The following is a 14,107-nucleotide window of genomic DNA, read 5'->3' on the forward strand; positions in this document are numbered from 1 at the left end:
TTTCCGGAAAGGGTCTGGCACAAATCCGCCACTGAGGCTCTTTCCCGCCAGCCTGCGGCCAGAAATGCCCCCCTCACAGACACCCCTTTTTTACGGCTGTGAGAGGGTCACACCGCTTTTACTCACTGTACCGGATAGCGCGTCGCGCTCAGCGCACCGCGGCGGTCGAAACGCCGCATCCCCAGCCACAGCAGCGCCGTAGCGAACCAGCCGATAACCCACGAGACGTCATTCCCGGCGAAAATCCAGGTCAGCGAGCCGTGGTGCAGCGGATTATCGATAAAAGGCAGCTGGATCAGCACGCCGATAAAATAGGTGGCGATGCCCGGCCAGTTCCAGCGGCCGTAGCGCCCGTCCGGCTGCGACAGCGCGGGAATGTCGATATGGCCTTTGGTAATAAGGTAAAAATCGGTCAGGCTGATGGCGCTCCAGGGCACGAAAAAGGCCAGCAGGAACAGCAGAAAGTGGGTGAACGATTTAAGAAAAGCAGGCTCGCTGATCAGCGCGATACCGCAGGAGATCGCCACCATCAGCACTACGAAACCAATCCGTCCGCCCCGGCTCAGGGAGGTTTGCCGGCTGAAGCCGGAAACGATGGTGGTCAGCGACATAAAGCTGCCGTAGGCGTTCAGCGTGGTAAAGGTGATCTTGCCGAAGCAAATGGCAAAATAGATCACCATCGCCATGGTGGCGCTGCTGCCTAAGCCAACGATATAGCCCACCTCATTGCCGGAGAAGGCGCTGCCCGCGATAGCCGCGACGATAACGCCCAGCGTCATCGACGCCTGGGTGCCGAGCACGGTACCGAAGAACACCGCGCTGAACAGACGTTTCGCGGAGACCTCCTGCGGCAGGTAGCGCGAATAGTCGGAGACATAGGGGCAAAACGCGATCTGCCATGACGAGGAGAGAGAGACGGCGAGTAAAAAGGTTGAGAAAGCGAAGTGGCGATTCTGCCAGAGCGGCGCTAAATCGTGGGTTGAGAGCAGCGTGACGAACAGATAGAAGAACGCCAGCACGCCGATGACGCTGGCTACTTTGCCCAGCTTATGAATAACGCGATATCCCAGCACCGCAATCACGATAATGATCAGGCTGAACAGGATCATCCCGGCGGCGTTATTAATATGCAGCAGCTTCGCCATCGCCTGACCGGCCAGCACCGTGCCGCTGGCGGAGAAGCCGATATACATAATGCATACCAGCACCAGCGGGATCACCGCGCCGAAGACGCCGAACTGAATGCGGCTGGTGATCATCTGCGGCAGGCCCAGTCGCGGTCCCTGCACGGCGTGCAGCGCCATCACCGCCGCGCCGATGATCTGGCCCACGAGCAGGCCGATAATCGACCAGACCACATCGCCGCCCAGCACCACGGCGAGCGCGCCTGTGACGATAGCCGTAATTTGCAGATTGCCGCCGAACCATAGCGTGAACTGGCTGAACGGATGTCCGTGACGTTCGCGGTGGGGAATAAAATCGATCGATCGGGTTTCAGAAAGCCGCTGGCTCTCGCCGTCTGAACGCGCTGATGCAGGAAGTTCCGCTGACATAGGTTCCTCGCCAGGTTGAAGTGTTAATTATTATCTGCCCTTTGTTAACCGTTGCGACGCTACATGTATATACATGTACGGATGTTGTCATGCCGTTTTAAAAGTTACAAGGCGGCGGGTCATTGGAAATTGTGATGGCGCTGGCAAGCCTGGCATGACGAACAGAGAGAAAAGCGCGCAAGAATATGCTACATAAGCGCAGTCTGCCGCCGCGATAAAAACAGCAGATGAGAAGAACGGGCTAACCTGCAGTAAGCGCAGGATTTACCCGCAAGATTATTGTATAGTCCGCGCTTTTTGGAGGTTTCCCTTGCTTAACGCATCCACGCGCCTGAACAAATACATCAGCGAGAGCGGAATCTGTTCGCGCCGCGACGCCGATCGCTACATCGAACAGGGCAACGTGTTTATCAACGGCAAACGCGCTGCCGTCGGCGCGCAGGTCTTTCCGGGTGACAGCGTCAAGGTAAACGGCCAGCTGATTGAGCCCCGCAGCGAAGAAGATCTGGTGTTGATCGCTCTGAACAAGCCGGTCGGTATCATCACCACTATGGAAGAGGGCGAACGCGACAACATTCGCGACTTCGTTAACCACAGCGAGCGCATCTTTCCTATCGGCCGACTGGATAAAGATTCCCAGGGACTGATCTTCCTCACCAACAATGGCGATCTGGTGAATAAAATCCTGCGCGCGGGCAATAACCACGAGAAAGAGTATGTGGTCACCGTTGATAAGCCGATCACCGACGACTTTATCGCCGGTATGGGCGCAGGCGTGCCGATGCTCGGCACCGTCACTAAAAAATGCAAAGTGGTGAAAGAGTCCACGTTTGTCTTCCGCATTACGCTGGTGCAGGGCCTGAACCGTCAGATCCGCCGCATGTGTAAGCATTTTGGCTTTGAGGTCACGAAGCTGGAGCGCACGCGCATTATGAACGTCAGCCTGAAGGGCATTCCGCTGGGCGAATGGCGCGACCTTACCGACGACGAGCTGGCGGAGCTGTTTAAGCTAATCGAAAACTCCTCTTCGGAAGAGAAGCCCGCAAAGAAAAAGACGCCCGCGAAAAGCAGCGCGGTGAAAAAGCCGGTTATCAGCAGCGCGCCGAAGAAAAGCGAAAAGAGCGACGACCGCGCCGGCAACCGCAAACGCTTTGTCCAGCCAGGACGCAAGAAGAAGGGGCGTTAACGCCCGCGCCATAACGGCGGCAGCGCGTTGATAAGCGGTTCGGGCGATATTGACGCGCTGCCAGGCGGGCTGGACGTCGGCGATCTCAATGCCTGAAAAAAGCGCTCTCCGCGAGCGTATCGCAGTCCAGATGAAGATACACCGGCCGTCCAGCACCAGCCGATCGAGGCGAAGCCCGCTTCCCGGCCCGGAGAACCGCAGGTCAGCCGGCGCCGGGTATCGCCAGATCGTTGTGATCGCCGGCGCCGCCCTGGCAAACCGTTACGGCTATTTTCTTTTCATCATGCTGCTTCTTTTATCCCGTTGATTAAAAAGCTTTTTAACGCTTTAGCATAATCCATGATAAAGTAGACGCAAAAAAATCGCGCCCGCGTCTAGACGACCGGTCTAATAAAGGCTATTTTGAATTCATGAACACAGTCGCTCACAAGCACAGAGAAGGCATTCGCGAACATATCCTGGACACCGGCCAGCGCATTATGGCCAGCAAAGGATACTCGGCTGTCGGTCTCAACGAAATTCTGACGGAAGCAGGCGTGCCGAAAGGCTCGTTCTATCACTACTTCGGTTCGAAAGATGCCTTTGGCGTCGCTATGCTGGAAAGTTACTTTGACGACTATCTGGCGAATATGGATGAGACGCTGAGCCAGCCCAACTGCACGATGCAGCAAAGGCTGATGCACTACTGGCAGCAGTGGCAGGATACGCAATCTTTTCAGGACTGTCAGGGCAAATGCCTGGCCGTCAAGCTGGGCGTCGAAGTGGCCGATCTCTCGGAAGCGATGCGCCATACGCTGGAAAAGGGCACCGCCGGCATCGTGGCGCGCCTGACGGACGCCATTGAGGCGGGCGTAGCGGAAGGGTCGCTGCGCACTGAAGAGAAGCCGGCCGTGGTGGCGGAAACTCTCTATCAGCTCTGGCTCGGCGCCAGCGTGATGGTCAAGATTGTACGCAACAAGCGGCCGTTTGCATCAGCCATGGCGCTGACGCAGCAAATGCTTAACGCTGCCTCCTGAGGGGCGGCAAAAAAGGTCGGCAACGACTTTTTTTATCAGCAGAATCTAGACGACTGGTCTACTATTTAAATGGCAACTTCATTAAGCGGAGAACAGACATGAAAGTATTAATGGTTTTGACCTCGCACGATCGGCTGGGCGACACCGGACGTAAAACGGGTTTCTGGCTGGAAGAGCTGGCCGCACCTTACTACGCCTTTAAAGACGCCGGCGCCGAAATTACCCTGGCCTCGCCGCAGGGCGGCAACCCGCCGCTGGATCCGAAAAGCAATGAGCCTGATTTCCAGACCGATCTGACCCATCGCTTCGAGGCGGATGAAGAAGCCAAAGCGCAGCTGGCGTCAACGGTACGCCTGGAGAGCGTTTCCGCCTCCGACTTCGATATGGTGTTCTACCCAGGCGGCCACGGCCCGTTATGGGATCTGGCGGAAGATCAGCACTCCATCGCCCTGATCGAAAGCTTTATTGCCGCTCAAAAACCGGTTGCGCTGGTTTGTCATGCGCCGGGCGTGCTGCGCCATGTGAAAACCGCAGAGGGGCGTCCGCTGGTCGAAGGTAAAAAAGTGACCGGCTTCGCTAACAGCGAAGAAGAGGGCGTCGGCCTGACCAACATCGTGCCTTTCCTGGTGGAGGATGAGCTGATCGCCAAAGGCGGCCTCTATTCCAAAGGCGAAGACTGGGGCTCCTGGGTAGTGCAGGACGGCCTGCTAATCACCGGACAGAACCCGGGCTCATCGGCGGCAACGGCGGCGCAGCTGCTGAAAGCGCTAGCGAAGTAATCGCTTATTCTGCGGCGGCGCACCTTAGCCCGGACGAGGGTGCGCCGGTCGTCTCCTCGCCGTTTTCGCCCCAGATGCGTCGCCTTTAAATCACTGTAATCTGCTTTTGCGCCAGCAGCCTCTTCATCTCCGCATCCGGCTCGCCGTCGACCACCAGCGTGCTGGCCAGCGTCAAATCGCCGATGGCAAACGCCGAGGCCGAATTCATCTTCTCCTGCGATACCATTACCACGGTTTCCGAGGCGCGCGCCGCCAGCGCCCGTTTAATTCCCGCCTCTTCATAGTCGCCGGTGGTCAATCCTGCGTTCTTATGAACGCCCGTGACGCCCATAAAAAAAAGATCGGCATTGATGCGTGCGATAGCCTCCAGCACCGCTGCACCTACCGCCACGACAGAGTGACGATAGAGCAGTCCGCCAAGCATAATCACCTCGACCTGAGGGAAGTCGACCAGCGCCACGGCAACGCTCGGGCTGTGGGTGACGGCGGTAAACGCCAGATCCGCAGGCAGCTGCCGCACCATCGCTTCGGTGGTGGTGCCGCCGTCGATAATCACGACCTGACCGGGCTGGATAAGTCTGACTGCTTTTTGCGCGATAAGCTGCTTGGAGCCGGCATGCACGTTTTTGCGTGTTTCAAAAGGGGCCACCGCTGCAGATACCGGCAGCGCGCCGCCGTGTACGCGCTGCAGCAAGCCTTCCGCCGCCAGCTCGCGAAGATCGCGCCGTATCGAGTCCTCTGAGACGCTAAAGCGCTGGCTCAGCTCGCTGGACATCACCTGTTTTTCCTCGGCGAGTATCGCCAGGATCTGCTGCTTGCGCTGTGAACTCAGCATAAAGAAACGCCTTTGTTTTTTCTTGATGTTGCACGATTATGCATGATAGCGTGTTTTTTGTCACCTTCCTGAGGAGAAAACATGCAGCCGAACATACGTCACCTGCACGAGCAGGTGTTATCCGATAACTGGTACACGCTGAAGAAATATACCTTTGAGCAGCAGCGCGCAGCTGGCAAGAGCAGAGCCGTGAAGCCTACGATCGCGGCAACGGCGCGGTCATTCTGCTTTACAACCGCGCGCGTAAAAGCGTGGTGCTGACCCGCCAGTTTCGCCTGCCGGTCTATATCAACGGCCATAGCGGCTATTTAATCGAGGCGGCGGCTGGCCTGCTCGACAATGCCTCGCCCGAAGCGCGCATCCTCGCGGAGGCGGAAGAGGAGACCGGCTTCCGGGTTACGCATGCGGAGAAGGTGCTGGAGGCTTATATGAGCCCCGGATCCGTTACGGAAAAGCTCTACTTTTTCATCGCCGAATATCATGACGACGATCGGCGCGGCAAGGGCGGCGGGCTGGCGGAAGAGGGCGAGGATATCGAAGTGCTGGAGTGGCCTTTCGCCCGCGCGCTGGCGGCGATCCGCAGCGGCGAGATTGAAGATGCCAAGACCATCATCTTGCTGCAGCACCTGGCGCTCAGCGCCGTTTTCGAAGGGGACAGCCAATGATGATTTTGATCGCGGGCCCGGTTCGCAGCGGCACGAACGGCGATCCGGCGTTGATCGATGCCAACCTGGCGAAGATGAACCGCATGGCGCTGGAGGTTTATCAGCGCGGACATACGCCGGTGATCGGCGAGTGGCTGGCGCTGCCGCTCGCGGCCGCCGCAGGATCGGCCCACATCGGCGACGAGATCAGCGAGAGATTTCTCTATCCGGTCGCGCATCGCTTAATCGCCTGCTGCGACGCCATTTTGCGCATGCCGGGCGCGTCGCAGGGCGCCGACAATGACGTGCGCCTTGGCCAATCCCTCGGGCTGACGATCTTCACCTCGCCAGAAAGCCTGCCTGTCATCAAGCCGTAGTAAACAGAGCGAAGCGGGTGACAGCTTAGCCGCCGGAAGGCGCGGCGGCTAAGCGTAATGAGTCAGGCAGGACTTAGTGGCGGATTTGCTGCAGATCTTCTTCGGACAGGCCCGTCACTTTCATCACTGAAGGCACGTCCATACCGTTTTTCAGCAAGTTTCGGGCGATATTGAGGCTGGCTTCACGCTCGCCAAGCTGGCGGCCTTGTTCCAGCCCTTGTTCCAGTCCTTTTTTCAGGCCTATCTGCTCAAGCTGTTGTGCAAGGGTCATCAGTTCATCCTCATGCTGCGGCACGCGCTGTGCCAGTTCGCGAATCATCGCTTTCGCGTCCGGCGTTTCGCCGGCCTGAAGCATATAGTTTACCAGCGCCATCACCTGCTGTCCGGTCATAAATTCCGTCAGCATTAGCGTGGCCAGCTGATCGAGCAGTCCTCGAAGATCGCGCTGGCGAATATGCTTTTGCAGCAGGGTCAGGGCCGCCATGCTGCGGTGCTGCATAATCTCTTCATCCGGGATCACGGTCACGTCCACCAGCGGAAAATGTCCGCTATAGAGCGCCGCGGCCCGCTCACGTTCGCTAAACGAATCGAGCCAGTTCATCGAGTAAGGATAAGGGCTGCGCTTGCCCTGGTAAAAAAGTACCGGGATCACCAGCGGCAGGGTTTTATGCCCGGCATCAAGATGACGCTGCATCGCCGCCACGGCATAGCGCATCAGCCGAAACGCCATATGCTTATCCGGCGAGCTCTGATGCTCAATCAGGACGTGCACATAGCCATCCCCGCCGCCGGTTTTCAGCGAGTAAAGCACGTCGCTGTAGTAAGGACGCAGGTCATCCTCGACGAAACTGCCGGATTCCAGCTTCAGCGTGGAGAGATCGCAGATCGCCAGCAGCGCGGGCGGCAGATGCAGCGCCATGAAGTCGCGCGCCGTCTCAGGGTGCGAGAGAAAGGTTTTGAACACCGCGTCGTGCGGGGTCGGCGTACTGTTTTTATGCATCCCGATGCGCCTCATGCGGTCTGAAATCCGTTCGGCGCATAGTATCACAAGGTACCCGCGCCGGTTCAGGAATCGCCCTGCCGCAAAAATATTTTCCGGCAGCGAAACTTTTCCGCAGCGGCTGACGAACCTTTGATTATATCCTCCAGGCATGTCGCCTGATTACCCACGGAGAAGAATGAGATGCCGATGAAAAACAACCTGAAAACGCTGGCGGCCGCCACGCTTCTCGCCCTGAGCCTGCCTGTCGCCTCGGCGTTCGCCGCGCTGCAGGTCGGCGACAAGGCGCCCGATTTCAAACTCGACGCGGCGCTGGCCGGTAAAGCGACCACCTTCTCTTTGCAGTAGGCGCTGCAGAAAGGGCCGGTAGTGCTCTATTTCTTTCCGGCGGCCTTCAGCGCGGGCTGCACGCTGGAAGCGCACGATTTCGCCGAGGCGACTGACGAATTCAACAAGCAGGGCGCGACGGTCATTGGCGTGACCGCGGGCAATACCGACCAGATTGCGAAATTCTCGCAGCTCGAGTGCCGCGATAAATTCACCGTTGCGGCCGATCCCGGCGCCAAAGTGGCGGCGGAATACAAAAGCACTATGGATTTTAAAGGGAAAACTTTTTCCGATCGCACCTCTTACGTGATCGCCCCGGACGGCAAAATTCTGCTCAGCTATACCGACAAAAATCCGGATGCGCATATCCAGAAGGCGATGGACGCAGTGAAAAAATATCGTCAGGCCAATCCTGCCTGACCCCTGAACCAGGTGAAATTATCATGCTGACAGCTATCGCCGCCGCGTTTCTCGGCGGCCTGATACTCAATCTTATGCCGTGCGTATTCCCGGTGATTTCGCTGAAGGCGCTGAGTTTGATCCGCCATCACGACAAACCGGCGCACGCCCGCGCCGAGGGGCTGGCGTTTTTACTGGGCGTGGTCGTGACGATGCTGGCGCTGGTGGGGGTACTGCTGCTGGCGCGAGCGGGCGGCGCCTCGGTCGGCTGGGGCTTTCAGCTACAGTCGCCGATGGTCATCGCGCTGCTGATTCTGGTGATGCTGGCCTCGGCGCTTAATCTCTTCGGCGTGTTTGAAATTGGGCTTTCCCTGCAGCGGGCAGGCGAGGTGGGCGGCAATCGTGGCGGCTTAGTGGGGTCGGCGCTCACCGGCGCGCTCGCTATCGTCGTGGCGACCCCGTGCAGCGCGCCCTTTATGGCCAGCGCCGTCGGCTATGCGCTGACGCAGCCGCCCGCCGTCAGCCTGGTGATTTTTATCGCGCTGGCGCTCGGATTCGCCGCGCCCTTTACCCTGATCGCCTTCTTCCCGGTACTGGCGCGCGTGCTGCCGCCACCCGGCGCCTGGATGATGACGCTGAAACACGGGCTGGCTTTCCCGATGCTGGGCGCCGTTGGCTGGCTGATTTGGGTGCTGGAACGCCAGGCGGGTTCGGCGGCGCTGGCGGCGATCCTCGGCTGCTGCCTGCTGCTCAGTTTTGCCGCCTGGCTATATGGCATGGCGCAGAAACGCCGTATGATGGGACGTCGCCACTGGGCGCTGCATCTGACGACGGCGGTTTTCCTGCTGTTGCTGGTGCCGCCGCTGATCAATCTGAAAAGCGTTGCCGCGCCTGAAGAGAACGTCGGGAGCGCCGTGGCGGCGGCGGCCGTCGCCTGGTCGCCGCAGAACGTGGATGCGATTAAAGGCCAGGGCAAGCCGGTACTGGTGAACTTTACCGCCTCCTGGTGCATCACTTGCCAGGTTAACGACCGCACCTCTTTGTCGACTCAGGCGGTGAAAGCGGCGATGGCGCGCACCGACACCATCTATATGGTCGCGGACTCCACGAAATATAATCCGGACGTCGAGCAGGCGCTCAGCGATTTCGGGCGAGGCGGGCTGCCGCTCTATGTGGTTTATCCGGCAAACGGCGGAAAACCGCTGGTGCTGCCGCAGGTCCTGACGCCGGGCATCGTTATTTCGGCGCTTGAGCAGGCCGCTGAAAGCGGAAAGAAAACGTGAACGGGTGAATATTGATTAACCTCTTAGCCGGGCGGATGGTTCAGCCTTTAAGCGCGGGCGATGCCCGCCACTGACGCGCGCGCTCAGCACTGGCCTCTCTTAATGGCCCGCGCGCAGGCTGGCGATAAAGCCGCCTATAACCAGCTTCTGAAAGCGATGGTGCCCGCCATCCGTGCCCTGGTGCGCAAAAAAATCGCCGACGACGCGCTGGTTGAAGATGTGATTCAGGAGACGCTGCTGGCGATACATCGGGTGCGCCACACTTACGATCCGCGCCGTCCCCTGCTGCCCTGGGTGGCGGCTATCGCTTCGGCAAGGGCGATCGACGCCCTGCGTCAGCGTGGCCGCCAGCATGAAGTGCAGGACGAGGACGTCCTTCACCGCCAGACGACGGAAACGAACGAGACCGATGCGGGCGAGGATGCGCTAAACGACTGTTTAGGCGCGTTGCCGGCACGTCAGCGACAGATCGTCGAGTCCGTTCACCTGCGCGAACAGAGCCTGGCCCAGGCGGCGGCTGAGGCCAATCTTTCGCTTTCTGCGGTCAAATCGCTTTTGCACCGCGCAATGCTCAACCTGCGTAAATCTGGAAGTGGCAAGCATGAGAAATCATGACCAACTTATCGAACAGCTCAGCGCGTCAGCGCAGCCGGTCAGACGCATCTGGCCAACGGCATGGCGCGTCACTGGCTGGATCGCGGCGGCGCTGCCCTGCGGCGCGCTCGGCAGCTGGGCGCTACACAGCCGCTACACCGACTGGTCGCAGCCCGGCGCGCCGCTGGCGATAGCGGCCTTGCTGTTGTCTTTTATGCTGGGCGTCGGCGCTATCGCCGGAGCCTTTACCCTTAGCCTGGCGGGACGGAAGCCGCCCGCGCTGCGTTACCTTCTTTTGCCGGCGCTGGCGTGGCTGGCGCTCAATCTCGGCAACATGACCGCCGCGCAGGTGCCCGCTGGCGCAGGACGCTTTGGCGAGGGCATTCACTGCTATCTCTTTATGCTGTGCGCGGGCCTGCCGATGATGGCGATCTCGGTGTTCAGCCTCTATCGTACCCGCTCGCTCTTTCCGGCAAAAAGTCTGGCGCTGGCGGGATGCGGCATCGCTTTTATGTCGTCGATGCTGCTGTCGCTCTGCCACGACACGCAGCTGCATATGATCGATTTTTTAATGCATCTGGCAGCGGGCCTGACGCTGGTTGCGCTCACGGTGGCGACCGGACGTCGCTGGGTCCGTCTGGAAGGCGACGCGCGAATCTGACTCTCGCGGCCCTGCTGCTTGCATCACCGCGCCAGCGCATAAATTGCGTCGAGGCTCTCTTTAAAACGCGCCGGATTATGGTGCGTCTCGATTCGCCGCAGGGCGTTTTGAGAACGGGAGAGAACAGACGCCCGGTCCGCCAGGATCGCCAGCACTTGCGCTTTCAGCTGGGCCACCATCAGACGCCTCAGCGCTATTTTATCCTCAACGGACGCCACGGTGAGTTCAAACATCGCGTTCAGAGGACAGGCGAGGGTCCAGCCCGCGGCGTCCGGATTTATTTCAGGCAGCGCGCGCACGTTGGTGGTGATAACGGGACAGCCGCACGCCTGCATTTCCAGAACGGAAAAGCCATAGGTATCTTGCCAGCTAGGCAGCAGCCCGACATGGGCGCGCTTAAATAACGCGATGAGCTCGCTGTTGGGTCTGGAGGTAGCATGAGTAAAAATATTATATCGCGTTAGCGATTGTTCAATTTTACTGTAAAAAGCGGCTTCATCCTGATATTTGCCATGCGCGATGTTATACCTATTGTTAAGATCGCCTGTTATATTCACCTCGACGGTATCGGCATTAATTACCCCTTCTTCGGCCAGCTCGCTAAAAGCGAGCACCACCTCGGCGCCGCCTTTGCGATAAAATTCATTACCAACAAAGGTAAAAATTAGCTTTTTGTCAGGCGTATCGCGCGGCCCGTCATAAAGCACCGGCTGCGGGGGATGCAGCTTATGCATTTTAGGGATGATGGCTGCCGCCTCGTCAGGAAAGGCTTCCAGCAGTTTTAGCTGAATCTGCCTTGCGGCTTCAGACATCGCCACGATCGCCACACACTGCGGCGCGGCGACCAGCCTGAGCGCCTTCTTTAGCGCGGGATTGGCGAGTTTGGGCACGCCCGGCACCGGCAGAACGCGTGGCAGCTCGGTTTCAAAGGTGGCGATCCAGCGCTGCCGGGTCTGAGCCACCTCGTTAAACAGATGGATGACCTGGGTGTCCGCCGGCATAAGGAAACGGAAAGGCCAGAAGATAAAGACCTTATTAGCACGCGCCAGCTTCTGTCTTATTTTATTGATGTAAAGCCATATATTTTTATAACGAAAATCAAGGTAGGTGTACTGCTCGTTAACGATAATGTTTCTTTTTTCCGGGTAGCCGCGCCCGCTCACTATTATTTTCATATAAGCCCCTGATAAAATTCCGGAAGCAACAGGTGACACGCTGAAAAAGCACGCTCAGGTGAAGTGATTATATAATCAACATCTTTTTAATTCCGCCACCGAGTAAAGCAAAGCATAATTATAGGAACATTCCCTTTTTCATTTAATTTATTTAATATTTATTCCTTCGCTCTCGCCTTATCTCTATTTATTATCAGCTAATCCGGTTTGAGCATTTGTCTCTTTTGGTTACACCGGGACGCTATTTATTACTTCTTTACTTAATGCAAACTGATTTATTTATCAGTTAATTTTTTTTATGCGTTATAGACGCGGGTGACAGGGTAGCAGGGCGTTTAGCTGGCCAGTGACCCCTGTTTTTTACGCAACCTCGCTTTCCGTGCCAGGCTTAAACGAAGCGGGGTTTATCCCCGATAATCGTAAACTTATTAACGAGGATGTGTATGACGCTGCGATCGCTTCAGGCGCTCTGTCTGGTAAATTTTTTTATGGCGGACGTGCGGGACGGACTGGGCCCGTTTTTGGGCATCTTCCTCACCGAACATCACTGGCGAGCGGATGATATCGGCTGGGTGATGTCTGCCGGCGGTCTGGCGGGCCTGTTCGCCACGCTTCCCGCCGGACTGATAACGGATGCGACGCGCCATAAGCGCCTGCTGCTGATTGTCGGCTCGCTGGTCATTACCGTGTCGACGCTGCTGCTCTGGTATTTTCCCGATTCATGGGTAACGCTTTTTTCGCAGATCCTCACCGGCCTTGCAGCGGCATTTATCGCGCCCGTGCTGACCGGCATCACGCTTGGCCTGACTGGGCCAGATGGATTCAGCCGCCAGATGGGCCATAACGAAGCCTTTAACCACGGCGGCAATATGACCGCGGCCATTATCGCCGGGATTTCCGTCGCCTGGTGGGGAACAGGCGCCGTCTTCGTTTTGATGACCGCCATGGCGCTCTGCGCGGCGCTTTCCGTTTTAGCTATCCGGCATGAAGATATCGATCATCGCCTTGCGCGCGGATTAAGCGGCGATGACCACCGGCTTGCGGTGCCCAGGCTTTCGGTTATTCTGCGCAACCCCGCCATTATCATCACCGGATTGACGCTGCTGCTGTTCCATCTCAGCAATGCCGCGCTGCTGCCCATGCTGAGCATGCGTGCCGCCGCCGCCCATGACGGGACGATGCCTGCCGGCGTTTATGCAGCCGCCACCGTGGTGATTTCGCAGTGCGTGATGATCCCGGTAGCCCTGTTTGCCGCCAGCCGCGCGCAAAAGTCGGGCTATTCACTACTGATTACGGCGGCGCTGCTGGTGTTGCCGCTGCGCGCTGCTATCGCCTCTGCCTGGCCTGGCGCCCTGGGGATGATCCCGGTTCAGATACTGGATGGCCTGGCGGCCGGACTGCTGGGCGTGGCGGTGCCGGGCTATATTGTTAACGTGCTGGCGGGAAGCGGGCATACCAATGCAGGGCAGGGCGCGATTATGCTGATGCAAGGGGCGGGCGCCGCGATGAGTCCGGCGCTGGCGGGCACCATTGCCGCGCGTTACTCCTACAGCACGGCATTCGCGGCGCTGGGCGTTATCGCTCTGACGGCGCTCGCGCTCTGGTGGGTGGGCGGTCGGTTCGAGCGAAGAAGCGATAATGCTGAACCTGAGAGAGGCAAATAATGCGCGTTTTTAAGGGAAACAAACAGTCGCTGCCGGTACGCTATTGTAAAAACTGCAAGAAGCCGATGACCTGGCGTAAAAAATGGGAAAAGTGCTGGGATCAGGTGCAGTACTGCTCCGAACGCTGTCGCCGGGAAGCAAAGCGCGGCGCCGACGCTAACCCGAGAAGCGCAATGGGTGCTCTTCACATAAACATGCAACGATTCCTCAACAGAATGACAACGGTAGTCGTATTACCCTCTACGGGCCTAACATTGCGACTATGCTCATCGGGCTGCTTATCGGCAATGTGCTGTTAATTCTTATGAGGATAGCGTTCAAATGCGTAAACTGTCGTGTTTAGTGATTACCCTGGGCCTGCTGATGTCGGTCGCCTCCCAGGCTGAGGCGAAGGGCTGCCTCAAAGGCGCAGCGGTCGGCGGCGCGGCCGGGCATATCAAAGATCATGCCGTCGCCGGCGCGGCGGCGGGCTGCGCCGTAGGCCATCATATGGCCCATAAAAAAGAGAAAAAGGACGCGGAAAAGAATCAACAGCAGGCGCAGTAAGCTGGGTTTCAGGGCTGCCCGGGCGGCCCTGAGTTCGCCGTGCAGGTGAGGCTGTAAGATCTGAACGG

13 protein-coding genes and 3 pseudogenes are annotated in these 14,107 nt (G+C 58.2%); 12 read left to right on the forward strand and 4 right to left on the reverse strand.

Annotated elements, in window-relative coordinates:
• Positions 1-122: 122 nt before the first annotated feature.
• Positions 123-1,553 carry a purine-cytosine permease family protein gene (locus Q9R34_RS20135; protein WP_103797227.1) on the reverse strand — a complete coding sequence of 477 codons (1,431 nt, stop codon included), beginning with the start codon at positions 1,551-1,553 and terminating at the stop codon, positions 123-125.
• Positions 1,554-1,863: 310 nt separating this feature from the next.
• Here Q9R34_RS20135 and rluF point away from each other — a divergent pair, with 310 nt between their 5' ends.
• From rluF to Q9R34_RS20150, 3 genes are all read left to right on the forward strand, one after another.
• Positions 1,864-2,739 carry a 23S rRNA pseudouridine(2604) synthase RluF gene (gene rluF / locus Q9R34_RS20140; RefSeq protein ID WP_033755631.1) on the forward strand — a complete coding sequence of 292 codons (876 nt, stop codon included), beginning with the start codon at positions 1,864-1,866 and terminating at the stop codon, positions 2,737-2,739.
• Positions 2,740-3,149: 410 nt separating this feature from the next.
• Positions 3,150-3,755, forward strand: coding sequence for a TetR/AcrR family transcriptional regulator (locus Q9R34_RS20145; protein ID WP_103797228.1), 606 nt, complete (start codon positions 3,150-3,152; stop codon positions 3,753-3,755).
• Positions 3,756-3,853: 98 nt separating this feature from the next.
• Entirely contained in the window at positions 3,854-4,534 is a 681-nt protein-coding gene (locus tag Q9R34_RS20150) for a type 1 glutamine amidotransferase domain-containing protein (protein ID WP_103797229.1), read from the forward strand.
• A gap of 85 nt (positions 4,535-4,619) precedes the next feature.
• On the opposite strand, the gene Q9R34_RS20155 is transcribed toward Q9R34_RS20150, so the two are convergent.
• Entirely contained in the window at positions 4,620-5,369 is a 750-nt protein-coding gene (locus Q9R34_RS20155; RefSeq protein ID WP_103797230.1) for a DeoR/GlpR family DNA-binding transcription regulator, read from the reverse strand.
• 81 nt (positions 5,370-5,450) lie between these two features.
• On the opposite strand from Q9R34_RS20155, the pseudogene Q9R34_RS20160 reads away from it, so the two are divergent.
• Positions 5,451-6,034 (forward strand): annotated as a pseudogene (locus tag Q9R34_RS20160) (GDP-mannose pyrophosphatase).
• Complete coding sequence (locus Q9R34_RS20165; protein WP_033755623.1) at positions 6,031-6,390, forward strand: NUDIX hydrolase; 360 nt, start codon at positions 6,031-6,033, stop codon at positions 6,388-6,390. Before Q9R34_RS20160 ends, Q9R34_RS20165 begins: the two are co-directional and overlap by 4 nt.
• 73 nt (positions 6,391-6,463) lie before the next feature.
• Here Q9R34_RS20165 and Q9R34_RS20170 read toward each other — a convergent pair whose 3' ends face one another.
• The gene (locus tag Q9R34_RS20170; protein ID WP_033755621.1) at positions 6,464-7,390 is read right to left on the reverse strand and encodes an Rpn family recombination-promoting nuclease/putative transposase; all 927 of its coding nucleotides are present in this window, start codon (positions 7,388-7,390) and stop codon (positions 6,464-6,466) included.
• A gap of 183 nt (positions 7,391-7,573) precedes the next feature.
• Here Q9R34_RS20170 and Q9R34_RS20175 point away from each other — a divergent pair.
• The 4 genes and pseudogenes from Q9R34_RS20175 (at position 7,574) to Q9R34_RS20190 (ending at position 10,654) form a co-directional block, all read left to right on the forward strand.
• Positions 7,574-8,137: pseudogene (locus Q9R34_RS20175) on the forward strand (peroxiredoxin).
• A gap of 23 nt (positions 8,138-8,160) precedes the next feature.
• Positions 8,161-9,399, forward strand: a complete 1,239-nt coding sequence (locus Q9R34_RS20180) for a protein-disulfide reductase DsbD family protein (protein ID WP_485896094.1) — start codon at positions 8,161-8,163, stop codon at positions 9,397-9,399.
• Between the two features lie 60 nt (positions 9,400-9,459).
• Positions 9,460-10,014 carry a sigma-70 family RNA polymerase sigma factor gene (locus Q9R34_RS20185; RefSeq protein WP_033792446.1) on the forward strand — a complete coding sequence of 185 codons (555 nt, stop codon included), beginning with the start codon at positions 9,460-9,462 and terminating at the stop codon, positions 10,012-10,014.
• Positions 10,001-10,654, forward strand: a complete 654-nt coding sequence (locus Q9R34_RS20190; protein ID WP_033755617.1) for a DUF1109 domain-containing protein — start codon at positions 10,001-10,003, stop codon at positions 10,652-10,654. The genes Q9R34_RS20185 and Q9R34_RS20190 overlap by 14 nt, the downstream gene beginning before the upstream one ends.
• 23 nt (positions 10,655-10,677) lie before the next feature.
• Here the strand turns inward: Q9R34_RS20190 and Q9R34_RS20195 are convergent, their stop codons facing one another.
• Positions 10,678-11,829, reverse strand: coding sequence for a glycosyltransferase (locus Q9R34_RS20195; RefSeq protein WP_084885405.1), 1,152 nt, complete (start codon positions 11,827-11,829; stop codon positions 10,678-10,680).
• Between the two features lie 443 nt (positions 11,830-12,272).
• On the opposite strand from Q9R34_RS20195, the gene Q9R34_RS20200 reads away from it, so the two are divergent.
• From Q9R34_RS20200 to Q9R34_RS20210, 3 genes and pseudogenes are all read left to right on the forward strand, one after another.
• The gene (locus tag Q9R34_RS20200) at positions 12,273-13,493 is read left to right on the forward strand and encodes an MFS transporter (protein ID WP_048782062.1); all 1,221 of its coding nucleotides are present in this window, start codon (positions 12,273-12,275) and stop codon (positions 13,491-13,493) included.
• Positions 13,493-13,648: pseudogene (locus Q9R34_RS20205) on the forward strand (DUF2256 domain-containing protein); the annotation flags it as partial. The gene Q9R34_RS20200 and the pseudogene Q9R34_RS20205, both read left to right, overlap by 1 nt.
• A gap of 166 nt (positions 13,649-13,814) precedes the next feature.
• A complete protein-coding gene (locus Q9R34_RS20210) occupies positions 13,815-14,039 on the forward strand; it encodes a hypothetical protein (RefSeq protein ID WP_033755612.1) in 225 nt (74 codons plus the stop codon).
• The last annotated feature ends 68 nt before the right edge of the window (positions 14,040-14,107 follow it).

It is taken from the genome of Enterobacter sp. BRE11 (genome assembly GCF_031844285.1).
In the GTDB taxonomy this organism is placed as follows: Bacteria; Pseudomonadota; Gammaproteobacteria; order Enterobacterales; family Enterobacteriaceae; genus Pantoea.

Excerpts from the sequence above, each read along its gene's own strand:
- Q9R34_RS20200 (WP_048782062.1), top strand. The coding sequence starts at position 12,273 with ATGACGCTGCGATCGCTTCAGGCGCTCTGTCTGGTAAATTTTTTTATG.
- Q9R34_RS20155 (WP_103797230.1), bottom strand. The coding sequence starts at position 5,369 with ATGCTGAGTTCACAGCGCAAGCAGCAGATCCTGGCGATACTCGCCGAG.
- Q9R34_RS20185 (WP_033792446.1), top strand. The coding sequence starts at position 9,460 with ATGCCCGCCACTGACGCGCGCGCTCAGCACTGGCCTCTCTTAATGGCC.
- Q9R34_RS20180 (WP_485896094.1), top strand. The coding sequence starts at position 8,161 with ATGCTGACAGCTATCGCCGCCGCGTTTCTCGGCGGCCTGATACTCAAT.
- Q9R34_RS20170 (WP_033755621.1), bottom strand. The coding sequence starts at position 7,390 with ATGCATAAAAACAGTACGCCGACCCCGCACGACGCGGTGTTCAAAACC.
- Q9R34_RS20145 (WP_103797228.1), top strand. The coding sequence starts at position 3,150 with ATGAACACAGTCGCTCACAAGCACAGAGAAGGCATTCGCGAACATATC.
- Q9R34_RS20135 (WP_103797227.1), bottom strand. The coding sequence starts at position 1,553 with ATGTCAGCGGAACTTCCTGCATCAGCGCGTTCAGACGGCGAGAGCCAG.
- Q9R34_RS20195 (WP_084885405.1), bottom strand. The coding sequence starts at position 11,829 with ATGAAAATAATAGTGAGCGGGCGCGGCTACCCGGAAAAAAGAAACATT.
- Q9R34_RS20165 (WP_033755623.1), top strand. The coding sequence starts at position 6,031 with ATGATGATTTTGATCGCGGGCCCGGTTCGCAGCGGCACGAACGGCGAT.
- Q9R34_RS20190 (WP_033755617.1), top strand. The coding sequence starts at position 10,001 with ATGAGAAATCATGACCAACTTATCGAACAGCTCAGCGCGTCAGCGCAG.
- Q9R34_RS20210 (WP_033755612.1), top strand. The coding sequence starts at position 13,815 with ATGCGTAAACTGTCGTGTTTAGTGATTACCCTGGGCCTGCTGATGTCG.
- Q9R34_RS20150 (WP_103797229.1), top strand. The coding sequence starts at position 3,854 with ATGAAAGTATTAATGGTTTTGACCTCGCACGATCGGCTGGGCGACACC.